The organism is Streptomyces sp. NPDC091209 (assembly GCF_044757755.1).
Classification (GTDB): Bacteria; Actinomycetota; Actinomycetes; order Streptomycetales; family Streptomycetaceae; genus Streptomyces.
Genome location: NZ_JBIVVR010000008.1, coordinates 112132 through 135341, shown reverse-complemented (window position 1 = coordinate 135341; position 23210 = coordinate 112132). Strand labels below are relative to the sequence as shown.

Here is a 23210-nt window from a genome sequence, read left to right as displayed (position 1 = left end):
GCGGCGGACGGCGGGGTGCGGTGGGACTCGATGGTCTCGCGCACGATCGCGGCCAGGATGTCGGGTGGCAGGGTCTGAGGCGTTCTCAGCCCGCCGAGCCAAGCTGCAGGGTCACCTCGTGGTCGCGTACGGGTGGCAGGCAGCCGGTGGTCTCGCTGCACGCCCCGTACGTGAGGAACACCCTTGCGCTGTCGGTGCCTTCGACCCGCCGGACGGGGAGTTCGAGGGTGACGAGCCCGTCCTTGTAGACCGGCAGCCTGACGTCGAGGCCGGCCGGGCGCAGTATCCGCGGCTTCGCGTCGGTGGTCGCCGGGCCGGTGGCCCTCAGACCGCCTTCGGTACGGATACGGGTCGGTATGCCGATCCCGTCGACGCCGCCGTTCGGAAGGGTGAGGCTGTAGAGGTGAAAACCCGCCCGCTCCGGCCGCAGCTCCGCGAGGATCCGCAAGCTGCCCTCATGGGATTGCGCCCGCACCGTGACAGTCACGCCGCCGACCGTGACAGGGGCGGCATTCGTTGTGGTCCTGCTCTCTCCCGGAGTTGCGCACCCGGTGAGTACGGCAGCGGCGGCCGCTACGAGCGCGCAGCCGACCTTCGAACGGTGGGCCCGGAGCCGAGCGGCTACTGCCATCGCTTCAGGAACTCCTCGACCTGCGCGGTCGGCATCGTGCGGGCGTTGGCGAACTCGCCCCGGTTCGTGGCCACTTCGATCCGACCGGACGCGGGGTCCAGGACGGTCAGGGCAGGTATGCCGCTCGTGCGCAGGTCTACGTAGTGTTCGGCCACGTTCAGGTTGTGGTCGAACTCGCCGACGTCCACCTTCACTACGTGGTACTTGACCAGTAGCGCGGACGGTCCGGACTCCTTGAACCGGGCGCTCAGGACACGGCAGTCCAGGCACCAGTCGGCGCCGAAGTCGACGAGCACCGGACGGCCGTCCCGCTTCGCCGCCTTGAGAGCGGCCGCTATGTCGGCCGCGGCATCCGCCTTCGGGTTGTATTCGACGACGCCCTTCGCCGCGGAGGGGGCCTGCGAAGTCCTGCTCGGTGACGCCGATTTCGTGGCAGGCGCTGTTGAGAGGCCGTCAGTGCCCCCGTGGGAGTCGATGCCCTCGCTGTCGCAGCCGCTGAGTGCCGACAGGGCGAGTGCGGCCAGTGCCAGTGCCGCGGGAAGCAGGGGACGTCTCACGTGACTCCTTGTCGTTCTCTCCTCGGAACCCGTCGCCTGTGCGGGCGCCACTGGTGTCCCGGGTGTCCTGCCGAAAGCGGCAGATGCGCGCGTATCTTCGCATACGCGCGGGTAGTCGCCGCCCTCCGGGTTCCCCGTGGCCACCCCGCGGCAGTCCCGGCACACAGGCTGTCCACCTCGTCGATACGCGAGGCCGAAGTCAGCCAGGTCTCGCCGACGCCCGTACGAAGCAGGGGCATTCGCAGCACAGGCAGGGGTGAACGAGTGAACGTACGGCTACGACAACTTCGTCGATGCTCCTCGCATTCAAAGTCCCACGGAGAGCGGGGTGTTGACGGGCTGCGCATGGGCGTCGTCGTGTGAGGCGTCGGCGCGGCAGCCCGCCGGTCTTCTCGGCCAGGGCCGTAAGCGGCGGATCGCCGAAGAAGGCTGGCTGAAAATGCCCTGGTGGCCCGTCAGATGGTTGGCGCCGCGCGCACCATGTTCAGCGTCACGCGGTCGGCCGCGCCTCCTCCTTCTCCTCGTCCTGGTCCACCTCGACGCTCTCCCAGCCGTCGGTGTACCGCAGCACGTGGACGGCATCTCGTGGTCGGCGGCGGCGGGCGTGTGACTGAGTGCCGCAGTTGTCCCTTCATAAGGCCCTCGGATGGCCCATCGTGTGCGTGACCTGAAGATTTCCAGGTTGATCCCCTACACCACGACAGGGGGCACGATCGACCTGGTCGTCACTGCGCTTTTGCGGGGGCAGGCCCCGGGCGGCCGCGACCTGGAGAACCAGGGGCTTCAGGAAGGCCAGGTCGTGTCCCTTGACGTGGAGCGGCGAACAGAAGGAGTCCGAGTAGGTGTCGAGTGTGCCGCCGCTCAGCAGCACGATCTCGCTGCCGTCGACGGCCATTCGGTGGGCGCGCGCTGACACCGGCAGATGCACCGTCTCCGCCAACCCCGGCCACTCGGCCGGGTCGAGCCGGACCGGGATCTCGTCGTCCGTCCGCGTGACGCTCGACGACGTGCAACTGTCCGCCTCGGTAGAGACATCTGGAAGGCGGGGGAGTTGGGGTCGGCCAAGACAGCCTCGGGGGAACCGGGGTCCGCGAGCCGTGGGCAGGGTCTGTTCCCGCTCAGCCGCCGCCGGAGAGCCGTGGGCACGGTCTGTCCCCGCTCAGCCGCCGCCGGACAGCAGCCCGCGACCCCCGGTGCGGTCCGCGGGCGCCGGTGTCTGTTTGGCCGGTCGCAGGGCCGGGGCGCCGAGCGCCACGAAGAAGACCAGGAGCGCCGGGAGGCCCAGGGCGAGGGGCAGACCGACGAGTGTGCTGACGCTGCCGATGACGAGGGGACCGACGAGGAAGCCGACGTAGCCGAGGCTGACCACGAGGGAGAGCGCGGCACCCGCGCGGGCAGGATCGCGCTGTCCGGCCGCCGAGTAGACCTGCGGGGCGATGCAGGACATGCCCGCTCCCAGGCAGGCGAACCCGGCGACCCCGGCCCACGGCTGGCCGACGGCCAGGGCGGCCGTCATGCCGACGGAGGCGAGCACACCGCAGCCCCGGACGAGGGCCACCGGCCCGAACCGCGCCGTGAGCCGGTCGCCCAGCAGCCGTCCGGTGGTCATCGCCACCGAGAACGCGGCGAACGCCGCCGCCGCGAAACCGGGGGAGCTACCGAGGTCCTCGTGCAGGTAGACGGCGCTCCAGTCGGCCGCCGTGCCCTCGCCCACCAGAGCACACATCGCCAGCGCGCCGAGGAACCACAGCTCCGGCGAGCGTATGACGCTGCTCCCCGACGCCTTGGCGGGCGCGTCCTGCGGCCCGGCGGAAGCAGGTTCGGTGGGCAGCGCCCAGGCGGTCGCCCAGAGAGCCATGAGGAAGACGGCGGCACCCACAGAGATGAACGTCGCCCCGGCGCTCAGGTCCTGACGGGCGAACAGACCGCCGACCGCGGAGCCCAGGAAGCCGCCGATGCTGTAAACGGCGTGGAACGACGACATGATCGGCCGACCGCAGGCTCGCTGGACCTTGATCGCGTTGGCGTTCATCGCGATGTTCAGGGTCCCGTGCACCAGGCCGAACAGGAACAGGGCCAATATCAGCCCGGCGAGGTCCGGCACATAGGCCAGTGGGACGAGGAGAAGCCCCTCCAGCAGGGCCGTCGGCACCATGACCCGGGTGCTGCCGAGCCGGTCGACGAGCCGGCCGAGCACCATCATGCCGGCGATCGCCCCCAGCGCGAAGGCGAGCAGGGCGAGGCTCAGCAGACCGTCGCTCAGGCCGAGGCGGCTCTTCACACTGGGGATGCGGCTTGTCCAGGAGCCCAGGGCGGTGCCGAACAGCAGGAAGAGGAGTGACGTGGCGGTGCGTCCTCGCCGCAGCGCGGCGCGGTCTGTCACGAGTGTCATGTGTGCTGTCTCCAATTGGCGCCGACGGCGAGATCACCGGGGGGCGGTGGTTTGGGGGTCGCAACTGTCTCGTGCGGGCAGTCGGCTTCAGGCGACGGGACGGCCTTCGCAGGTGTCCCGGACGAGCGCGGCACGGATGCCGTCAGGGGGAGAAACAGGGTCAGCACGGCCATCAGCGCGAAGGAGCCAGGCAGCGCCGTGGTGGCGTCGGAGATGAAGCCCATGACGGCCGGGGGGAGCAGATGGGAGGTGTAGGCGATGGTCGCGACACCGGCGATGGTGCGGCTGGGGTCGGTGGCTGCCGTCCCTGCGGCGGTGAAGGACAGCGGCAGGACGACCGCCACGCCGATCCCCAGCAGGGCGAGGCCGTAGATCGGGGGTGCGGGGGTGCGCGCGACGACGAGGACCGTACCGGCGGTGGCGACCGCCCCGTTGAGCCGCACCGTGTTCACCACGCCGATCCGCCGGACCACGTGGTCGTCGAGCAGCCTGCTTGTCGGGAGGGCGCAGGCGAGTGCAGCAGCCGACCGTGATGCCGTCGGAGGCGTGCGCGGCGGAACTTGGATACAGGGCGTCCAAGGAGCCGAGGGCCGGGGCAAGCAGGGCTACGCTCAGCGAGCCGTCACTTATGTCCAGATGGGAGACGATCCACGGGATCCGGGTGGCGAAGCTGCCGTCGACGGCGCCGCGCACGGCGAAGACGGTCGAGGCGCGGACCCGGGCCTCCCGTAAGCCGGGGACCTGCTGGAAGGCCCGCTCGGTCGTCGCGTCCATGCAGGTTCTCCTCGGGAGGTGCGGTGACGGCACGTGCTGGTGGTGGGTCCGGGACGGGATGCTCGTCCGGACCTCTTATTGTTCAGGGAGCTTTCCTGAAAAATAAGGGCGGGTATTGGTCGTTGGGATCCACAGGTCCCCGGCACTCGGGGTCGCATGCGCTCCGGGCCGGGTACCCGCACCACACCACCGAGCCGCCTGAGCACGGGAGTTGGCCCGTTGAGCATCGTGGTTGCCCCGGCACCGCGGCCGGCGCTCGTCGCGAGGCCGGAGGCCGGCGCTCGCTGCGGCGAGCGCGCGCACGCGAATTCGCCCGCGAACACGCCGATCGCGCGGTTGCCGAAGAGCGGGCCGAGCGAGCGATGATCCTCGTGCAGGAACCACGCCTTCCGGTCGCCCAGTACGTCATCCGGCTGCTTCTGGAGCACCGCCGCAGCTCCCCGACCCCGAGCACACCACCGGGTAGCAACGGCCACCGCACTGACCACAGCGGTGCGCACCCCGAGCCGGCCACCACAAAGGTGACGGGACACCGGATATTCGAGTCGATGTGTGGTGGGGCGCGGTCGGTTCAGCGGTCGGCGCGACAGGGGGCCGATGTTCTGCGATCAGCCGCTCCACCGGCTCTCTCTGCAGGCGACGCCCGCCCTTGACGCAGGCGACGCCCGCCCTTGACGTAGGCGCGAGCGCGCGCCGACGGGGCTCGTCAGGCCATGACGCCAGCGGCAAGAGGTGCTCGATGGCGATGCCGGCGGCCGTGAACGGGTCAGCCGGCAGCGCCCGTCCGGGAACGTGGGCACGGCACGCAGGACGGGCCTGTCGCGGGAGACGGCGGGGCATACGGTGATGACGTCCGCCATGCTGTGCTCGGCCACGGGTGAGGAGACGCCACATGAGGATCGTCGTCACGGGCGCGTCAGGATTTCTCGGCCGCCTGCTTGTCGGGCGCCTTGTGCGGATGCGGACGTTCGCCGGCGCGCCGATCACCCGTCTGGTGCTCGTCGACCGAGTCGTGGCGCCCGGCTGCCGTTCGGCGGACGACCCGCTGGTGGATGTGGTGCACGGTGATCTGACCGACCGTCTCGAGGACGTGTTCGCGGAGCCGGTTGACGTGGTGTTCCATCTGGCCGCCGCGGTGTCGGCCGCGTGCGAGGCGGATTTCGATCTCGGTATGAGCGCGAACCTCGACACCACTCGTGCCCTGCTGGAGGCGGTTCGGGCGCAGTCGCTGACTGGCGGGCCGGTAGCACGGTTGCTGTTCGCCAGCAGCCTTGCGGTCTACGGTTCCGACGCGGCGCTGCCCCTGCCGGCCGTCGTCAGCGAGGCGACGGTGCCCCTGCCTCAGTCGAGTTACGGAACACAGAAGCTCGCGTGCGAACACCTGATCGCGGACTTCACTCGCCGTGGCTTCGTCGACGGACGTGTCGCCCGCCTGATGACCGTCGTGGTGCGGCCCGGCCGGCCGAACGCGGCCGCTTCCGGTTTCCTGTCCGGCATCATCCGCGAACCGCTCGCCCAACTGCCCGCAACTTGTCCCGTGGACTCAGGCATGCGGGTGGCCCTGGCCTCGCCGCGACGCACCATCGAGGGAATCCTCCGTGTCGCGGAGGCCGAGCGTGGCACCCGGCCGGGATGCCTGCAGGGTCGGCTGCCGGTCAACCTTCCCGCGCTCACGGTCGGCGTCGCCGAGATGCTGGCCACGTTGCGGCAGGTGGCCGGCGATGCCGCCACCGACCTGGTGACCTTCACACCCGATCCCGTCATCGAGGCCGTCGTCGGTTCGTGGCCGGCCGTCATCGACAACCGGCGCGCCGCCGCGCTCGGTCTGGAGCCCGACCCGAGTTTCCTGTCGGTCGTCCAGGACTACGTCACCGATCACCCCGACGCGGTCACCGTTCATCGGTCTGGCCCTGGATGTTGATACTGCCCCGGGCGTCGTGCGGGGGTCGGGTGTCTTCGTGGTGTGCGTGAACTCTGGACAGGCGGACTTGGCCGTGCTGTCATGTCCGCGGCATGAATTTCCAACGTTGTAGAGGACCAAGGCGCTCCCCACCTTCCACCTGGAAACGACGCTGTGGATCCGTCGTTCCGCATCTGGATGATCTGGCGTTGTCCAGCAGGGACGGACAACGTTGTCGCGCTGAGAGTCGACCCCTTTTGGAAGGCAGGTCACCTGCATGTCCATCAGCAGGCGGAAAATCCTCGGTATAGGTTCCAGTGCTTTGGGGGCCGCGGCTCTCGGAGTCACCTTCGCGGGAGCCGCGGCCGCGGTGCCCCAACCGCGAGCTGAAACGCAGTTGCCCGACAGGTTCCAGAAGTTGCCGCCAGGCAGCGTGGTCGCCCGTGGCTGGCTCGCCGGCCAACTCCGGTTGCAGCTCAACGGATTGTGCGGCACGTACGAAAACCTCTCGCACTTCCTCGACTTCTCCGCCACCGGCTGGGTCCATCCCGAGCACAATGCCTGGGAGGAGGTGCCGTACTGGCTGCGCGGCTACATACCGCTGGCGATCGCCACGGGGGACCCGCACGCTCTGACCCGTTCGCGCGAATGGGTGGACGGGGTCCTCGCAACCCAGCAGAGCGACGGATTCTTCGGACCGCGTGCCTTACGCACCGCACTCAACGGCGGTCCGGACTTCTGGCCGTTCCTGCCTCTCCTGCAGGCTCTGCGAACACACGAGGAGTACACCCACGATCAGCGGGTGGTGCCGTTCCTGGTCCGCTTCCTGAGCTACATGAACGCCCAGGGGCCGGGCGCCTTCAACACCAGCTGGGTGTCGTACCGCTGGGGCGACGGTCTCGACGTCGTCGTGTGGCTCTACCGGCGAACCGGCGAGGCGTTCCTCCTCGATCTCGCCGCCAAGATGCACACGTACGGCGTCGACTGGACCGGCGCCACTCCGAGTCGGCACAACGTGAACATCGCCCAGGGCTTCCGGGAGCCCGCTCAATATGCCCAGTTGACCGGCTCCGCCGATCTCACCCAGGCCACCTACCGTGCCTACGCCACCGTGATGGACACCTACGGGCGTTTCCCCGGGGGCGGGTTGGCCGGCGACGAGAACTTCCGGCCCGGGTTCACAGATCCCCGGCAGGGCTTCGAGACCTGCGGCATCGTCGAATTCATGGCCAGCCACGAGCTGTTGACCAGGATCACAGGGGACCCGGTGTGGGCGGACCGCTGCGAGGACCTGGCCTTCAACATGCTCCCGGCGTCCCTCGACCCCGACGGCAAATCGGTTCACTACATCACCAGCGCCAACAGCATCGACCTCGACAACCGTCCGAAGACACAAGGGCAGTTCCAGAACGGCTTCGCCATGCAGGGATTCCAAGCCGGCGTCGACCAGTACCGCTGTTGCCCCCACAACTACGGCATGGGCTGGCCGTACTTCACCGAGGAACTCTGGCTCGCCAGTGCCGACGGCGGTCTGGCCGCCGCCCTCTACGCTCCGAGCAGGGTCCAAGCCACGGTCGCAGGCGGAACGACGGTGACCGTCACCGAAGAAACGGGCTATCCCTTCGCGGACACGGTCACCCTCACCGTCTCCACGCCCCATCCCGTGCGCTTCCCCCTGCAGTTGCGAGTTCCCGGCTGGTGCAAAGGCCCCCAACTGCACGTCAACGGCACTTCGGCAGTGGCTTCGGACGGCCCGTCGTGGGCGCGGGTGGACCGCGTCTGGCTCGACGGCGACGTCGTTCGTCTGCGGTTGCCGCAGCAGGCCCGACTCCGTCCCTGGCCCGGCCAGCACGGTGCGGTCAGTGTCGAACGAGGCCCGCTCACCTACTCGTTGAAGATCGGCGAACGCTACGACCGTTACGCGGGAGACGCCACGTTCCCCGCATACGAGGTCCACGCGACCACACCATGGAACTACGGCCTCCTTCCCGATACGGCGCTCACTCCCACCCAGACCAGCACCGTCGTGTCGGACCAGCCTTTTACTCCCGGCACCACGCCTGTGTACATCTCGGCGCAGGCCCGGAAGATCCAGGAGTGGGTCGCCGACGACGAACATGTGGTCGCGCCGCTCCAGGACAGTCCCGCCGGCAGCGATGCTCCGGCGGAGACGGTCACCCTCATCCCCATGGGCGCCGCGCGGCTTCGCATCGCGTCCTTCCCCACGACGGCACCCGACGGCCCACGCTGGACACCGGAACCCGCCTTCCGCAGACTCGCCAACAAGAACAGCGGCAAGGTCCTCGCCGTCGACGGAATGTCCACCGAGAACAGCGCACGCGTTGTGCAGTTCGACAACACCGGGACGGGTGACCACGCCTGGCAGCTCGTCGACAAGGGTGACGGCTGGTATCTGATCCGCAACGGCAACAGTGGCAAGGTTCTCGGCGTCGACCACATGTCAATGGACAACAGCGCGATCGTTGTGCAATTCGAGGACAACGGAACAGACGATCACTTGTGGACACTGGTCGACAACGGCGACGGCTGGTATCGCATACGCAACAAGCACAGCGGAAAAGTCCTCGGCGTGGACGGCATGTCCATCGAAAACAGCGCGAAGGTGGTCCAGTTCGACGACAACGGCACCACGGACCACTTGTGGCGGTTCCTGTGAAGGACTGACCCGGAAGCAGCGGCGATCGGCGGCCGCCTCCAACCGGCCGCCGGCCTCGGTCCACCGGTCCTTCGTGCCTAGTGCTGGATTTCTCTTTCATCGGCATATGTCCTGGTGGCGGGGTAGTTGAGGGAGCCTCGCGGTAGTGGGGCAAGGTGGGTGGCCCCAGCCCGCCGTAGGCGGGCGCATGCGGCTTCGCATCGGCGGGCCGGGCGACCTCCACCGTCTACCCGGGGAATCTGGAGGCGCGTGTTCTACATGGCGGGCCGCCGCGAGCCGCTGTGGTGTCCCTTGAGGAACACCACCCGGGACCGCGAATGTACGCGTTTGATCTGCTGGTGATCACAGTGCCTTGCGGAGGTGAATTTTTGCCCCTCCCTGCTTAATGGGGACCGGTATTCTCCTTCATTGATCGCGAGCCCCAGTAAGAGCCTCTCGCTTGTAATCTCGGCTGCATGGCTGAAGCGATTGGCGGGGGGCAGCCTGTACCCGACGGCGAGCCCACTCCTGCGGCTGGTTCCGACGGTGGTGCTCCTGCGGACCCCACACCTCAAAATCCTGCAAGCCCCACCCCTGATGACGACGCTCCTACTGACCCCACCGTTCCTGTGCCGACATGGGAGACGATCGGGAAGGGAGTGGTTGCGGTGATCACCGTTGTTGCTGCGGCCGGGGGGTTGTTTCTCGGTGTCAGGTCGGAGCAGCGCGCTGGCAGGGAGGAGCAGCGTGCCGCCGCAGAGCGGAGGCACGCGGTTGAAGAGAGTCGGAAAGCAGATCTGAAAGCTCTCGCTGAGCAGATCGACTTCTACCGAACGCGGTCCACGGTCGTCGTGATGAACAGCAACCGCCACCCGCTACCGATGCGTTTGGTCTTGCCAGAAAGGCATGTTTGGTGGAATTTGTATTCGCTGCGGCCGTGCAGCCAGATCAAGATCCCCACTGATGATCTACGTGCCAGCATGCGCAAGGCGGTCCCATCTGTGTGGGTCACCGATGGAGAGCTGTCATCGCTGTGGTTGGAGTTCGGGGACGGAAGGGGCAATTTCTGGATCCGCAGCGGGAGCGGTGGAGCGCTGGTCTCATCCCCGCGGGAGGCGCAGCGCGGCGTGCAATTGGTCGACTCCGACGAGGGCTGGATCAAGACCTCGGAGGACTCACCTATTTGCGGTGCGCCTTGAGAGCCTGCTTCCGGGCTGTTCTTCAGGGGAACGCTGCCGTGTTCCCCTGAAGAACAGCCCGGCTGGAGCGCGCGGCAGCGGCGAAACCTGCTCGACCGTACGCACGATGAAGGCAATCATGAGCTGGTGACCTCGATCGAAGCAGCAGCAACCGAATACGGCGACAGAACGCAGGCGCAGGTCGATGCGATGTCACGGCCGAAGTTCTTCGGCTCACGCAGCATCCTCGTGTTCCAACCGAACCCACGGGTCTACCGACCTGAAGCAGACCGGTGCACCCGTGGGTTCAGGCTGAAGGACTTTCGGTTTCTTTGAACCCGCGGGGATCCTGGGGTGTGACCGAGATACGCGTCAAAGGGGCAACGAGGTGATCTTGAAGCCCTGATGCCCTCGGCTCGCAGCGGCCTCCGAATTCGGTCCGAGGCCGGTGCTTGACCGTCCTGAACGACCTTCCCGAGATTGACCGTTGCCCTCCTTGCGCATGGTTGCCGAGACCGACGATGTGCGGCGCGTCATCGCTGTTACCGTCACGCCATGTCCAAGATCGAGATAGACGCCGTGACCGCCGAGTTCTTCGGTTCCTTTGACAACCGGGGCGGCAGGGCTGCCGACGTGGCCCGGATCCGCCGGCTGGTTCTTCCGGATGGCGTGATCGTCAAGACCGGCCGGGAGTTCACGGTCTACACCGTGGAGGAGTTCATCGAGCCTCGCCGGCGCCTGCTGACCGACGGTCGGCTGGTCGAGTTCTCCGAGTGGGAGACCTCTGAACGGACAGAGATCGCGGGCGATATCGCGTCGCGGTTCGGCGAGTACCGCAAGTCCGGGATCTTGGATGGTGAGGCGTTCGAGGGAGGCGGGACCAAGACCATCCAGTACGTCCGCACCCCAGACGGCTGGCGGATCGCAGCATTTGCCTGGTACGACGAGCCCTGACCGTTCGTGAGGTCACGCCTGACCACTGACCATTCATCGCGAGCCGAACCAGCCCTGCAAATGCGGCACGCAGAGCTGGTGCGGGAGCGAGTGTCAGTCTTGTTCGCCGGGGTGCGTGTAGGTGGTGGTGTAGTCCTCCACGGGCGTGGCCATGTCGGCGGCGTAGTCGGCGCGTGCCTGGAGGTCGGCCTCGGTGATGTCGGGGTGGGCGGGGGGTGTGGGGGGTGCGGGCCAGAGTTGGACCAGGTGGCGTTCCCCGTGGTCGCCGATGCCGGGTTCGGGGTCGTCGGCGTGGCAGTACAGGCGCATCCGCACCCAGTGCGACTCGTTGGATGGGAACTCCAGGAGAGGCTCCTCATCCGGCCACGCGTCCAGGAGGTCGCCCTGCTCGAGGGTTGCGACGTGGAGGGCGGGGAGGTCGGCCCGAAGGCTGATCTCCTCCGCGGGCTCCCACTCGCCGCCCTTCTCTGGGGTCGGCGGGGCATCATGGACCTGGACGGTCAGCTGGAGGGGGCCCGTGTCGGTGGTGGTGAGGACGACGGCGCCGGCGTCGGTGGCCGGGCCGCAGCGCCAGCCGAAGGGCATCTCTTGGGGGTACGCGTAGTCGTCGGTGAAGCCGATCAGGTAGCCGCCTTCGCCGAGGTCGACGGTGAACGAGGATGCACGGACCAGCATGGGAGTCTCCTTGAACGGGGCAGGGTGCCCCCTCCCGGACGATGCGGGAAGAGGCACCCAAGTCTTGCGGGGACTGTCGTCGTGTTCAGGCGATCACGAAGAACGGGTCGTGATCCATGACGTGCATCTGGCCGCGCCATGCGGTGATGCGTCCGCCCTGGGACTTGTTCTCGTTCACCTTGACCCAGGTGATCTCCCGCTGGGCGGCAGCAAGGGCGGTGCCGCCCTCGTAGGTGGAAGCGAACGGGTACTCGTCACACGAGGTGCGGCCGGCGCGCCGCATGTCCGCCGGTGCGGTCCGCGGGCACACCGCGGCCCGGTTGCGGGCCTCCTGCGTCTTGTTGATCATCCAGTGCAGGGGCTTGCCGCCGTTCGGGTCGCCGTAGTGGCCGCCGCGGGAGCGGAGGTTGCGGATGCCCTCGTCTATGCGGGCCAGGCCGACCATGCTCACCCCGGTGGGCGCGTCCGGGATGGCGCATCCGGCCCGGCTGGCCCGGGTGCTGCCGTAGTAGTTGTCGCACCGGTAGACGGCGGAGGCGTAGGAGACGCCGGCGGGGCTGTAGCCGGCCTTGGTGAAGGTGTAGCCGTAGGTGGTCTTCGCCTTGGGGTTGATCTTCTTCGGGGCGATCGCGGCGGTCTTGTAGTCGACGCTGCCGCCGGCCGCGCTGTCGAGGGTGTGGCCCTGCGGGAAGTGCGCGGTGGCACGGGTGCCGCCGCCGGAGGTGGCGGAGAACTTGACGGCCACGCCCCTGCCTTGGCCGGTGGTCGCCGCCCTGGAGACGGTGAACTTCTCACTCCAGTTGGCGGAGTTGGTCTTGAGCGTCATCTGGTGCTTGACGCTGAAGTCGGCGGTGCCCTCAAGGACCGGGCTCCCGTTGACTATCTTCACGACGTCGAGATGGACGGTGACCCACTCGCACTCGCTGAAGCGGTTGACCGTGATGCGGTTGACGGTACAGGACGCGTTCACGGCCGCACTGGCCGAAGCGCTCGCCCGGGACCCGGGCCGGCCGATGGTCACGCGCAACTGTCCGGCCCCCGAATGGCCGGCCGCAGCCAACGCTGAAGGAGCGGCGGCTGTCACCAGCAGCCCCAGCGCCACGGCCCCTGTCGTGAGCAGCTTTCTCGATTTCAAGTTGTACCCCCGGTTGTTGGTCTCAGCCAACGGAGGAACAACGTCAACTCACGCGTACCCCCGTCGCGTTGACGACATCCAAGCACAGCCAACGTAAAGACTGCCAACCGTTTTGGTCTGTTTCAGTCATAGGTGATCGGGTGTCACGCATTGACGGCCGATATCACCCAGCCTGACAGCGCGCACAGCGCAGCAGGCCTCACGCTGTGGCAGGGGCTGCATCCCGACCACCGTGGTGATCAGCCCGCTCACAGACCGGGCGGCCGGTCTGTCCAAGGTTCTGTGCGAGCACCACCCGCACTGCGTTCTGCTCGACGGGACGCTCGCCGAGTGCGACCGCGTCGGCGGCGACAGGACCGACTACTCCGCCAAGCGCCAGGTCCAGGGCCAGCCGCTGCCCGGCGTCGTCGGCCCGGGCACCGTGGCTGCTCACCGCTGCGCTCGCCATCCTGCTGGCCATCGCGATGTTGACCGTGCTCCCCGCATGGGCCCACACCCGCAAACCCGCAGGGCCGGCCCTCAACGCCGAAACCGCATGACGGATCCCTTCACCGGGCCACTATGGCTCTGTACGCGAGAACGACCTGGCCATCAGTGACGGCAAGCACCGTTGCCGTACTAGCCGCGATGTGTGGCGGTCACGAGTCGGGGTCATGGGATGTCGTCCGTCGCGGCCGCAGTCGCGGTCGGCGGCGGCGCCTTGTGGTAGTCGTACGGGGTGAAATGCGCGGGTGTGTGATCGATGGGCAGGTCGGGCCGCCAGGCTGTGAGGATCTGGGCGCTGCACACGAACAGACCGTCAGGCAACTGGTCCAGGGGATACCAGGCCCAGTCGCCGACGCTTTCGTTCGGTTGGGTGGCAGGCCGGCCCCGCCAGTCCTCGACGATGGCGCCGACGGTGACCCGTACGACGTCCTCGATGTGGTCGACCAGCGTGCCCAGGAGCCTGACATCGGAGAGCCCGGTGACCAGGCCGGTCTCTTCGGCGAGTTCGCGGATCACGGTCGCTTCGAGGGATTCGCCGGGCTCTACGGTTCCGCCGGGTAGTTCGAGAGTGCCGTGACGGTGGCGGCCGAGGAGCAGACCCTCGTCGCTGAGGAGGATGGCGCCGACACCGACGGTCGCGTGCGGCGCGGGTCGCCCCGGGGTGCGGGGGCGGCTCGAGATCCGTGCGGGCTGGTCCGGGAGGCGGCGGGCCCGGATGAGCTGCTGCACGACCGGGACGTTCTTGTCGGGGTGTCGCAGGAGGTCGACGGCCTCGACTCGGAAGCCGTGTTCCGCGAGCAGGTCCTCCCACAGCTCGGGTGCCAGGACCCACATCTGGACAGCCAACGGAGGATCCTCCCGGAGCCTGATCAGCTGTTCGCGCGAGGCGACGGTCGCGGACGGGCCGCGCTCGTCGAGGTCCGTGTGGAGGAGGGACAGGATCAACGGCGCTTCGGGACGGAGTCCGTTGCGCAGAGCGGGCAGGGCGCGGTGCGGGTCGGTGAAGGCGAGACTGCCGATGGCGTACGCCGCGTCGAAGGGTTCTGCCGTGGGGAGGTAGTCGACCACGTCGCCCAGGACGAACTGGACACCGGGAACGCCGGCGTGGGAATCGATGGCGCGTTGGTGCTGGGTGGGCGACAACTCGATCGCGGTTACCTGCGCGCCGTGGGTGCGGGACAGGTGCACGGCGTGGTGGCCTGCGCCGGAGCCGATGTCCAGGACGCGTTTGCCGGTGATGGCACCGAGAATCTCGGCACCGGGGCCGATGCCTTCCCACGGGGTCCAGGTCAGCTGCTCCGGGACGGGCGGCACGTACTTTCGATTCAACTGACGCCGGCCGTAGACCGTCCAAGCGTCGGCGTTGAGGTCCTCATCGGACACGGGAACTCCCGTAAGCGGTAGAGGGGATGACTGTGTGACAGGTCCAACAGTCCATCCACGTTGCCGTCTCGCATGCGTTGCACGTGCAGCTCCAGTGGACTTGAGCGTATCGGGGGCTGCCTTGTCGACTGCGAAGGTCACCGCGGGCAACCCGTGCCCGCTTGTTCGGCGGTGGAGCCACTGGTCGCGGAGCCTCAGGATGCATTGCATCCTGAGGCTCGCGCTTTCAGTCGGTGCGAATCGAGTCAATCAAGAAGGGCGACGAGCCCGTTCACCCAGATCGCGAGGAACACGAGCACCGCCACCAGGCATCCGGCCCCGGCCAGGAGACCGGCGAAGGCGCCACGCTTGCTCTCTGTCTCCTTGCCGGATGGCACGGCGTCCCAAATGACCGTGTGCCCCATGTCGTCGGAGCAAGCTGTTCGCACCGCTGCCAGTTGTTGTCTGGCAAAGGCCGTTTGGGCAACCGACTCGGGACCATGCCAGGCAAGTGCCCGCATGCGCTGCGGGCCGGTGCCGTACCTCGCCTCGAAGGCCGAGGTCTCAGACGCGTCCCGGTCCTGTTCGAGGTACATCCAGCGGCCCGCTTCCGCAGGCTCTCCGTACAGCCGGTACGTCTCGGCCAGGCGCCGACGGAGCATCAGGTCGTTCGGAAAGGACGACACCAGCCCGCGCAGGCGCTGGCGCGCGACAGGGATGCGGCCGGCGGCCAGGTCCGCGTCGACTCGGGCAAGGGTGTCTGTCAGTGGCATGGGTGCATGATAGGGTGCAGCGTGACCGCCGTCGACCCGGTTTGTGGCGCAGTGCTCGCTCGTAAGTCTCTGGCGGCGTGCAGCGTGAGGTCAGACCCGGGCCGTCAGGTGTCTGCCATGATCGTCGTCATGGGGATAGTCATAACACCGGCCGAGGTGGCCGACTTTCATGAGGTCCTGGCGGATCACCCCCGATACTGGGGCGAACGCGACCTGCGCTCGCTGCATCTTCTGGCATTGGTGCAGGAGTTCGGTTCCATGTGCTTGATTGCCCGTGCCGAGGACGGAATCCGCGGGTACGTCTTCGGGTTTGTCACGCCGGACGGCACCGGCTACGTGCATCTGATCGCGACGCGGGACGACGCCCGCGGAACCGGTCTCGGGCGCAGTCTCTATGCGGCGTTCGCCGAGGCGGCGATGCGTCACGGTGCACACAAGTTGAAGGCGATCACGTCCGTCGAGAACACCGACTCCATCGCTTTCCACCGAAGCCTCGGCTTCGACGCGAAAATCGTCGACGATTACAACGGCCCCGGCCGGAGTATGGCCGTGTTCCACCGCGACCTGCCGCTCAACTCTTCGTCGTCCAGGTCGAACTGCCGTCACTCACACCCGTAGCCCCCAAGCCGTATACCAGGCAGGCGTGTTGACCTCTCCTGGATATCAACGGCGGCGCGGGGGAGTGAAGTCGATCGGAAGCGGCCGAGGCCGCTCTTGAAGCGTCGTCAAGCGCTGGGGTCAGCCTTCGATGCGATGGCTGTCCAGACCTGCTGAGCGAGGTCGGTGGCGGCGAGGCTGCCGTCGACGACGAGGTCGCAGACGTCTCGCAGGGGTTCGACGTACTGGTCGTGGGCGGCACGTCGATGGTTCAAGTAGTTCCGCAGCAGGACATCGAGGGGGAAGCCGTCCCTCAGGCATTTTCGTTGGATCTTACGGGCCAGGCGGACGTCGGCCGGGAGATCGACGAAGACGTCGAAGCGCGCGCACGCGCGGTGTGGAGCGACGTGCCGGGCGAACAGGCCGTCCACGACGGTGACCCGCGAGGTGGCCAGCGCGGTTTCGGTGTCGTGGGAGAGACTCACGAAGTCCAACGACCGGGGGTCGCCGACATCCAGTCGATCGACCCCGGCCTCATCAGGGACCCACGCTCCGTGCTCACGCGTCTGGAAGTAGTAATCGTCGCCGTGGAGCACCCGAACGGGCGCCCCCGGCGTTCCGGGCGCGGTGGCCATCAGCGCGGCCGCCAGTGTCGTCTTGCCCGCCCCGGCTCCTCCGGTCAGTGTCACCAGCATGTGATGCCCGTCCTCCTCACACTCAAGGCGATAGCTCGCGAAGTCGTCGTCCAGCGACTCCGGTTCGCGGGTTCCGGCTCAGCTTCTGGGCCACGCCACGGTACGTGTTGACCAAGGTCCGCTTGCCAGTGGTGCGCGGATGGCAGGTCTTCGCGGGGTGGCGGAGCGGTACGGGTACGCGGTCACCGCGCGCGCGGACGCACGTGCACGCACGGACAAACGTCGACGAGCACCGTAGGAACCCGCAAAGTAGAATGACCAAGGGTGTCCGGGATTGTTCTCCGGAGCAGGGTTGAACACTTCCGCTGGGCGTTGTCACGATTGAGGTGTTCGTATGCTCGCCCATGATTACCCCTACATTCGCGACCTGGTGACCATCGACGCGGGGCTGCAGGAATTCTGCAACAGACCTGGTGACGGCCCCGTTTTCCTGTTGGGACGGAAAGTCGAACATGCTTCCGGGTTCGATCTGCGGGTAACCGAAAGGCCGTTGATCATCGTCGCCGATACCTACGACGGCACGAACGGGATGATCGACGCGCGGGGCGCCGACGGTGTTGGTGGCGGGGCCTCCGGAGCGAACGGTGTGTATCCCTGGCCGGATTCTGTCACCGACGCATCGGGTGAGGATCATCCGGTCGGGCCGGGCGGCAGCGGGCAAGGCGGGGGACCAGGGGTCCACGGCAAGCCCGGCGGATCGGTCACGGTGATGTGCCGGCGGTCGATCAACGCACGCGTGAGCGTAGCGGGCGGCAAATGGAACCGGTGGCGGTCCGGGCGGCAACGGCACGCAAGGGGTGAACGGGCACGTCACTCCGGATCGACAGGTCTTCGTCGATGACGAGCCGGGGAGTGAACCGCCGGTCGGACACTATGAGTTGGTGCCCGGCCAGACTGTTCCCGGAACCGCGGGCGGCGATGGCGGCTGGGGTGGCAGAGGTGGTGACGGCGGTAGTGGCGGCACGATCGCTTTCACCAGCATCGTCGACGACACGTCGCCGGTTCTTGAGGCCACCGGCGGCCGGGGCGGGCCGGGCGGGCCAGGTGGAGCGGCGGGCCCCGACGGCGCCGGCAGCGAGGCAACAGCCGTCGAGGGATCGTTCGGAACGGACGGCGCTTCGGGCATCGATGGGCAGGTTGTCCAGAGCAATGTCGCCGAGCCCGACTATCCGGCGGGACTGCGGCCGCTGCTCGACAGCACCGGGCCGTCCTACGCGAACTACTGGGCTCCGTTCCGGATTGTCACCGGCGAGTACTACTACCACAGGTACAACCCGAGCGTGCCGGAGCGCGTCGACTTCGGCCGTGTAGCCGCCGGCGAGTTCGAGCGGGCCCTCGAACTCCAGCCTGACAACGTGGATGCCCAGCGACTCCAGCAGCAACTCGTCGGCTTTCCGACGGGCGATGGCGCTGTGTGGGCCGGTGGAGGAACCAATGCACTCGGGCTTCCGCGCGACCTCGATGTACTGCCCAGCTTCGACGAGTACATCAACGCGTTCACGGGATTTGAGGATCCGGTCCTGACCTTTCTGAGCCTGGGTATCAACACGATCCTCGCTCGGAAGACGATCAGCGATCTGGCCGAAATCGTTGATCTGAAGCGTCGGGAGTCGGTTGCGGCGCGTGACAACAGCAGTGATGATCTGGACATCGCCAAGTCGGAGCGGAAGCTGGCGGGCGACGAGGTCGCATACGCGCAACAACAACTGGACCAGGCGACGAGCGATATACAGACAGCCTTGGTCGAGATGCAACAGCAGGGTTCGCCGAGTGTCAGCTTCGGCGACATCATCGGAACGGTCGCCGAGATCGGCGGTGTTGTCCTGAGCGTGGCGGCGGCGGTGGCGACCGGCGGTGCCAGCCTTGTGGCGCTCGTGCCCGCCATGGTGGCGCTGGCGGACTCGGTGACCGACAACGCGGCGCCGATCGCCAAGGCGGTGTTCTCCGGTGAAGAGGCCGACACCATGGCGGTGGAGGACGCCTACGAGAACGTCGACCAAAATGCGTCGACGGTCATCGCGGGCGCCAGGTCGATCGTCAACTTCGTGAACGTAGTGCAGAAGCTCGGCCAGGCGACGACGCCCGAGAATTCCGCGCCCATGGCCCTGGTCAGGCGTGGCACGGAGCTCACGCACCAACTGTTGATCGCCCGGAACCGCGCGGCGCTCGCCCAGCAGCGCGTCGACGCGGGACAGGCCCGGTTGTCGCGCGCGGACGATGTGGTGCGGCAGGCGGAAGCGCTGCAGAGCGGACTGGCGATGGACGCCGAGTCCATCAAGCAAGCGGGACTCCTGGCGATCGCCACCGCCCAGTCGAAGGCCGAGGCTTTGCTGGGCCTCGCCTTTCGTGCGCAGCGATCGGTTGAGATCTACACCCTGCAGAGGGAGGAGGAACACCTCGTTTTTGAGGCCGGCTTGATCAGTCCCGATGCCGCGCTCGCCTACTACGAGGAGGACATGCGCGAGGACGAACTCGCGCAGCGCCTCATTTCGTCGTGGGGAAGCATGCTCGATCCGCTCCATATCCAGTCGGACTACATCTCCTATTTCGACCAGCCGCACGATCAGGACACGCTCAGGCGATCGTTCAAGGCCGCCGATCCGCAGCTGGGCGACATCAGGACACGGCATCAACTCACGTTTCGGATCGACGGGTCCGAAGTACCGGACGGTCATTTCGACGCGAAGATCAAGAGCGTGCGGCTGGCGCTCGTCGGAGCGTCGCATCCGGCCGGCGAGATCTCGTGCGAGGTGCGACATGGCGGGACGTATGAGCAGCGACGCTCCGACAACAGCATCGCGATCCAACTGTTGAAGCCGCGCGTCAGTACGCGGCCCGCCAAGACCACGCCGCTGGCGCCCGACGAGGGGCTTGGCGACGACCCGCCCCTGACAGCCCCGCGATCCCTGGCGTTTTGGGGCCGAGGCGTGGGCGGGGACTGGCAAGTGGCGATCCCACAGGGGCAGTTCGACTCGGGCCTGGATCTGAGCGGGCTGACAGAGGTCCAAGTCTGGATCGGCTATCAGTTCGTCCGCTGACGGCGCCCGACAGGCCATCAACGACCGGGTGGTGAACCCCTGCCCCGGGCCTGCCTGTCCAGGTACTCGATCAACCCGGATTCGCTCCGTTGGATACGCTCCCGCTGATCGTGGGGCAACGATGCCAGCGCATCCACGAGAACGCGCTTCCGGGGAACGAAAACCATCGAGCCGGTGTAGATCCGGCAGCCGGAGCACCATGCGAACCCGACGCATCGCTCGAACATGTCGGACTCAGGCGGATAGTACCGGTACTGGTACGAGCGGACAGGCGTCCCGCAGGCAACACAGAACCGCCGGTCCCCGTCGGCAACCGTTTCCCAGGTCCCGACCTTGAGCCATTTGTGCCGGTCGGCCGGTGCTCTTCACATCATCATGCCGAGCATTCTTCCTCATGACGAACCCTCCCTGCATCAAAGTTTCGGGCCCCTGCGTGCAGCCGCACGTTCGCTGCTCGGGAGCTTGATGGGCTCATCGCCTCCACCTCTGGCAGGGGAGTGCGCCCCGCACGTCGAGGATGTGAGCGCCGGAACTCCGACGCATCGGTCTACCGGCTGTTCGGTGGCGTCGAGATCGTCCTGAGCAGGACTTGCGGTCGGTAGTACGATTTCGTAATATACGAAATCGTGAAGTCGGAATCCGTGTCACCCGAACGGTCGGCGCTGCTGACCCTGCAGCGCGCGACCCACGCCACCTTGCAGCTGATCGCCACCGAACTCGTCGACCTCGACCTGACCGCCTCCGAGATCAACGCATTGGCCAACCTCGCCGACGGCATGGGCCGCACCGTGTCCCAACTGGGCGCAGCCGTCGGAGCCCGTCCCACAACGCTGACGAGCGTGCTCGATCGCTTGGAGCGACGCGGACACATCACCCGGGGCACGCGCGCCGGGGACCGCCGCTCGGTGCTCATCGAACTCACCCCGTCCGGGCATGCGACGGCAGTGCTGATCAAGCAGACGCTCAACGACATGGAGCGGCGCGCACTGGACGGCCTGCCCACCGAGGCGGTCGCCGGCTTCTATGCCGTACTGGAGGCGCTGACAGGGGAGAGGAAATGATGGCGCATCACGACGGCGAGAACGAGCCGCCCTCACCCTTCGCGGAACTGATGGGAGAGGTGATGGCCGCAGCCGAACGTTTTGGGCACCGTCAGCACATTCATCTCACGTGGTTGGCCGTCCGGCGCTTCGGAACGGCCGAGGCCGTTGACCTGGTCAGCGACGGGATCCAGCGCACCGCCCGCTACGCAGGCGCACCGCAGAAGTACAACGCCACCGTCAGCCGGGCCTGGGTCGAACTGGTGGGCCACCACGCGGAAGAGTCGGACGCCACCGACTTCAACACCTTCGCGAGCCGGCAGCCTGTCCTGCTCCACAAGAAGCTGCTGACTCGTTTCTACCGGCCCGCAACCCTGGCAGGCGCGGCGGCCAGGACCGGTTGGGTCGAACCCGACCTCGAGCCCTTCCCTTGGCGGCAAGGTGCGAAGGGGCGATGACCGCGCGGCCTTGTTCCCTGTCGTGCTGAACTTCGGCCTTGGCACACGCCGGGAGGATGGCTGAGCGTGCGACAGCGCATAAGGCCGACAGGGCGCGTTGTCAAGGGGTAGCGGAAGTGGTCTGTGAGTCACCCGACGACCGCGATCACCAAGCGGTCGTCCGCGTTCGCGCCGCCGTGATCTCCTGTCCGCCGGTCTGGACAGCCGGCGGTGGAGCCGCACACGTCGGTCCCGGGCCGCCTCGGGCGCGGCGTCGTCAAGCCCGGTCGGCGAGGGATCCCTCAGCAGGGAACTCCGGCCCGCTGTCGCTCACTTGAGGTGGTCCTCGCGGCTGGACGGAGGACCACCTTCCTTGGTTGTGGAGCGTAGGCAGGAACTGGAAGCAGTACTTGCTGGTGTCCGTGCGGCCCCCGGTGGAGGTCGCGGGACGGGCTCCGGCAGAGGCTGCCACCAGTCCGCCTCTGCCGGCGGTGGATCAGGATGCTCGTGTGACCCGCCCGAAGAGTCGGCCGGCGAGGTCGACGCCTGTGATCGTGCCGTTGGTGTCGCGGGAGAAGTAGCCGCGCTGCCCGTCGAGTCCGCCTTCGGTGATGACGTAGTCGTCACCGTCGCCGGGAAGGAAGCCGATGCTCGCGGCCGGGTAGTCCGGGGGCATGTCCTCGTCCGAGGCCGCGCGGATCTCCGGTTTGATCCCGACCCTCAGGGTGAGACGGTTTCCGTCGGTGGCGATGTCGAGGTTCATGGCGTCCATCTCGTAACGTCCGACGACCTGTTGGGCCCGTCCTTCGTCGTACGGGAGCGGTTCCGCGGACTTCTTGGTGACCCCCAGGTAGTGCTCGAGCGCCCACTTCACGACGGACTGGTTGAAGGGGTATCCCTCCGGACCGAGGTTGGACAGGCAGGCCACGGCGAAATTGCGCTCGGGCACGATGAGCAGTTCGGCGAACTGGCCGTTGCCCGATCCTCCATGGCCGATCGCGCGGAGGCCGTCGAAGTCGTGCAGGAACCAGCAGATGCCGAAGCCGTCGCCGAGCGTACTGGCGCGCAGTGCGACCGTCTGCTCCCGCATGCGGTGCAGGTCCGCGGCGGGCAGCACACCGTCGCCGTCGCCGAGTTGAAACCGCGCCCAGCGCAGCAGATCGCTCATGGAGGAGGCGAGTCCGCCACCGGGGTTGTCGCCGCGCGCACCCTCCCTGAATGCGCTCCACGGTCGAGCGGCTCGCAGCGTGCCGTCCTCGTCGCGGTTGTAGCCCACGGCGAACTTACGGACCATCACCTCCGCCAGCCCGTACACGGTGTCCTCCAGACCCACCGGCTCCAGGACGAGTGAGGCCATGGCCTGCTCGAAGGGAAGGCCCGTGACCTTCTCGACGATCCGGCCGGCCAGGTTGTAACCGGCCTGGCTGTACGAGGCGCGGGTCCCTGGGGGCGCGATCAGCGGAAGCCCGGGCAGCTTTTCCACCAGCCCGGCCAGGGAACGGTCGCCCTCGCCGTCGTCGATCAGGTTCCAGTCCAGACCCGCGGTGTGGTTCAGCAGGTTGAGGACGGTGATCCGTGCCGCGGCCTGTTCGTCGGCCAGTTTCAGTTCGGGAACGTAGCGCCGCACCGGGGCGTCCAGGTCCACCCTTCCCTGCGCGACCAGGCTCATCAGCGCGGTCGCCGTGAAGGTCTTGGACACCGACGCCACGGGGAAGAGGGTCTTCTCGTCCACCGGCATCGGGTTGGCGAGACCGGTCACACCGTGCGAGGCGTAGATCTCCTGCCCGTCGAGCAATACGCCGACGGAGACTCCAGGAACGCCGAGTTCCGTGGCCTGCGACGTGACGAACTCCGAAAGCTTGTCCTGCGACATGGCTCCCCCTTTTTCGACGTTTTCGGCGCTTGAACTAAGTACGAGTGCGAGCGTAGA

General features: G+C 67.4%; 21 protein-coding genes. 11 read left to right on the top strand and 10 right to left on the bottom strand.

Features of this window, described 5'->3' with window-relative positions; all coding sequences use genetic code 11:
• Positions 1-85 precede the first annotated feature (85 nt).
• Both ACIQRL_RS24000 and ACIQRL_RS23995 read right to left on the bottom strand, forming a co-directional pair.
• The gene (locus ACIQRL_RS24000; RefSeq protein ID WP_401334788.1) at positions 86-487 is read right to left on the bottom strand and encodes a hypothetical protein; all 402 of its coding nucleotides are present in this window, start codon (positions 485-487) and stop codon (positions 86-88) included.
• Positions 488-621: 134 nt separating this feature from the next.
• Positions 622-1188 carry a thioredoxin family protein gene (locus tag ACIQRL_RS23995; RefSeq protein ID WP_401334785.1) on the bottom strand — a complete coding sequence of 189 codons (567 nt, stop codon included), beginning with the start codon at positions 1186-1188 and terminating at the stop codon, positions 622-624.
• A 658-nt stretch (positions 1189-1846) separates the two neighbouring features.
• Here ACIQRL_RS23995 and ACIQRL_RS23990 point away from each other — a divergent pair.
• On the top strand, positions 1847-2101 hold the full coding sequence (locus tag ACIQRL_RS23990) for a hypothetical protein (protein WP_401334782.1): 255 nt from the start codon (positions 1847-1849) through the stop codon (positions 2099-2101).
• 246 nt (positions 2102-2347) lie between these two features.
• On the opposite strand, the gene ACIQRL_RS23985 is transcribed toward ACIQRL_RS23990, so the two are convergent.
• Positions 2348-3580 (bottom strand): MFS transporter, encoded by a 1233-nt coding sequence (locus tag ACIQRL_RS23985; RefSeq protein ID WP_401334780.1) that lies wholly within the window; start codon positions 3578-3580, stop codon positions 2348-2350.
• The gene (locus tag ACIQRL_RS23980) at positions 3577-4032 is read right to left on the bottom strand and encodes a hypothetical protein (protein WP_401334777.1); all 456 of its coding nucleotides are present in this window, start codon (positions 4030-4032) and stop codon (positions 3577-3579) included. The genes ACIQRL_RS23985 and ACIQRL_RS23980 overlap by 4 nt, the downstream gene beginning before the upstream one ends.
• A gap of 1214 nt (positions 4033-5246) precedes the next feature.
• Between ACIQRL_RS23980 and denD the strand changes: the two genes are divergently transcribed.
• The 5 genes from denD (at position 5247) to ACIQRL_RS23955 (ending at position 11042) form a co-directional block, all read left to right on the top strand.
• Complete coding sequence (gene denD, locus ACIQRL_RS23975) at positions 5247-6275, top strand: D-erythronate dehydrogenase (protein WP_401334774.1); 1029 nt, start codon at positions 5247-5249, stop codon at positions 6273-6275.
• Between the two features lie 256 nt (positions 6276-6531).
• Positions 6532-8931: a beta-L-arabinofuranosidase domain-containing protein gene (locus tag ACIQRL_RS23970; protein WP_401334772.1), complete on the top strand. Its 2400-nt coding sequence runs from the start codon at positions 6532-6534 to the stop codon at positions 8929-8931.
• A gap of 647 nt (positions 8932-9578) precedes the next feature.
• Entirely contained in the window at positions 9579-10109 is a 531-nt protein-coding gene (locus tag ACIQRL_RS23965; RefSeq protein WP_401334770.1) for a hypothetical protein, read from the top strand.
• Positions 10110-10235: 126 nt separating this feature from the next.
• Entirely contained in the window at positions 10236-10424 is a 189-nt protein-coding gene (locus tag ACIQRL_RS23960) for a hypothetical protein (RefSeq protein ID WP_401334767.1), read from the top strand.
• A gap of 219 nt (positions 10425-10643) precedes the next feature.
• A complete protein-coding gene (locus ACIQRL_RS23955) occupies positions 10644-11042 on the top strand; it encodes a DUF4440 domain-containing protein (protein WP_401334764.1) in 399 nt (132 codons plus the stop codon).
• Positions 11043-11135: 93 nt separating this feature from the next.
• Here ACIQRL_RS23955 and ACIQRL_RS23950 read toward each other — a convergent pair whose 3' ends face one another.
• The 4 genes from ACIQRL_RS23950 to ACIQRL_RS23935 form a co-directional block, all read right to left on the bottom strand.
• Complete coding sequence (locus tag ACIQRL_RS23950; protein WP_401334762.1) at positions 11136-11717, bottom strand: hypothetical protein; 582 nt, start codon at positions 11715-11717, stop codon at positions 11136-11138.
• Positions 11718-11802: 85 nt separating this feature from the next.
• On the bottom strand, positions 11803-12687 hold the full coding sequence (locus ACIQRL_RS23945; RefSeq protein WP_401334759.1) for a NucA/NucB deoxyribonuclease domain-containing protein: 885 nt from the start codon (positions 12685-12687) through the stop codon (positions 11803-11805).
• 816 nt (positions 12688-13503) lie between these two features.
• A complete protein-coding gene (locus tag ACIQRL_RS23940) occupies positions 13504-14721 on the bottom strand; it encodes a bifunctional class I SAM-dependent methyltransferase/NUDIX hydrolase (protein ID WP_401334756.1) in 1218 nt (405 codons plus the stop codon).
• 245 nt (positions 14722-14966) lie between these two features.
• A complete protein-coding gene (locus ACIQRL_RS23935; RefSeq protein WP_401334753.1) occupies positions 14967-15473 on the bottom strand; it encodes a DUF6584 family protein in 507 nt (168 codons plus the stop codon).
• Positions 15474-15590: 117 nt separating this feature from the next.
• Here ACIQRL_RS23935 and ACIQRL_RS23930 point away from each other — a divergent pair, with 117 nt between their 5' ends.
• The gene (locus ACIQRL_RS23930; RefSeq protein ID WP_401334750.1) at positions 15591-16091 is read left to right on the top strand and encodes a GNAT family N-acetyltransferase; all 501 of its coding nucleotides are present in this window, start codon (positions 15591-15593) and stop codon (positions 16089-16091) included.
• Between the two features lie 107 nt (positions 16092-16198).
• On the opposite strand, the gene ACIQRL_RS23925 is transcribed toward ACIQRL_RS23930, so the two are convergent.
• On the bottom strand, positions 16199-16765 hold the full coding sequence (locus ACIQRL_RS23925; RefSeq protein WP_401334747.1) for a hypothetical protein: 567 nt from the start codon (positions 16763-16765) through the stop codon (positions 16199-16201).
• A gap of 334 nt (positions 16766-17099) precedes the next feature.
• On the opposite strand from ACIQRL_RS23925, the gene ACIQRL_RS23920 reads away from it, so the two are divergent.
• The 4 genes from ACIQRL_RS23920 (at position 17100) to ACIQRL_RS23905 (ending at position 21301) form a co-directional block, all read left to right on the top strand.
• Positions 17100-17606, top strand: a complete 507-nt coding sequence (locus ACIQRL_RS23920; protein ID WP_401334744.1) for a hypothetical protein — start codon at positions 17100-17102, stop codon at positions 17604-17606.
• Positions 17607-17646: 40 nt separating this feature from the next.
• The gene (locus ACIQRL_RS23915; RefSeq protein ID WP_401334741.1) at positions 17647-19803 is read left to right on the top strand and encodes a hypothetical protein; all 2157 of its coding nucleotides are present in this window, start codon (positions 17647-17649) and stop codon (positions 19801-19803) included.
• Between the two features lie 626 nt (positions 19804-20429).
• Complete coding sequence (locus ACIQRL_RS23910; RefSeq protein ID WP_401334739.1) at positions 20430-20864, top strand: MarR family winged helix-turn-helix transcriptional regulator; 435 nt, start codon at positions 20430-20432, stop codon at positions 20862-20864.
• Positions 20861-21301 carry a hypothetical protein gene (locus ACIQRL_RS23905; protein WP_401334736.1) on the top strand — a complete coding sequence of 147 codons (441 nt, stop codon included), beginning with the start codon at positions 20861-20863 and terminating at the stop codon, positions 21299-21301. Before ACIQRL_RS23910 ends, ACIQRL_RS23905 begins: the two co-directional genes overlap by 4 nt.
• Before the next feature lie 475 nt (positions 21302-21776).
• On the opposite strand, the gene ACIQRL_RS23900 is transcribed toward ACIQRL_RS23905, so the two are convergent.
• Complete coding sequence (locus ACIQRL_RS23900) at positions 21777-23153, bottom strand: serine hydrolase domain-containing protein (RefSeq protein ID WP_401334734.1); 1377 nt, start codon at positions 23151-23153, stop codon at positions 21777-21779.
• Positions 23154-23210 lie beyond the last annotated feature (57 nt).

Bases quoted from the DNA above. Each gene is read 5' to 3' on its own strand.
- ACIQRL_RS23985 (WP_401334780.1), bottom strand. From the start codon at position 3,580: ATGACACTCGTGACAGACCGCGCCGCGCTGCGGCGAGGACGCACCGCC.
- denD (WP_401334774.1), top strand. From the start codon at position 5,247: ATGAGGATCGTCGTCACGGGCGCGTCAGGATTTCTCGGCCGCCTGCTT.
- ACIQRL_RS23970 (WP_401334772.1), top strand. From the start codon at position 6,532: ATGTCCATCAGCAGGCGGAAAATCCTCGGTATAGGTTCCAGTGCTTTG.
- ACIQRL_RS23955 (WP_401334764.1), top strand. From the start codon at position 10,644: ATGTCCAAGATCGAGATAGACGCCGTGACCGCCGAGTTCTTCGGTTCC.
- ACIQRL_RS23950 (WP_401334762.1), bottom strand. From the start codon at position 11,717: ATGCTGGTCCGTGCATCCTCGTTCACCGTCGACCTCGGCGAAGGCGGC.
- ACIQRL_RS23935 (WP_401334753.1), bottom strand. From the start codon at position 15,473: ATGCCACTGACAGACACCCTTGCCCGAGTCGACGCGGACCTGGCCGCC.
- ACIQRL_RS23930 (WP_401334750.1), top strand. From the start codon at position 15,591: ATGATCGTCGTCATGGGGATAGTCATAACACCGGCCGAGGTGGCCGAC.
- ACIQRL_RS23925 (WP_401334747.1), bottom strand. From the start codon at position 16,765: ATGCTGGTGACACTGACCGGAGGAGCCGGGGCGGGCAAGACGACACTG.
- ACIQRL_RS23920 (WP_401334744.1), top strand. From the start codon at position 17,100: ATGCTCGCCCATGATTACCCCTACATTCGCGACCTGGTGACCATCGAC.
- ACIQRL_RS23905 (WP_401334736.1), top strand. From the start codon at position 20,861: ATGATGGCGCATCACGACGGCGAGAACGAGCCGCCCTCACCCTTCGCG.
- ACIQRL_RS23900 (WP_401334734.1), bottom strand. From the start codon at position 23,153: ATGTCGCAGGACAAGCTTTCGGAGTTCGTCACGTCGCAGGCCACGGAA.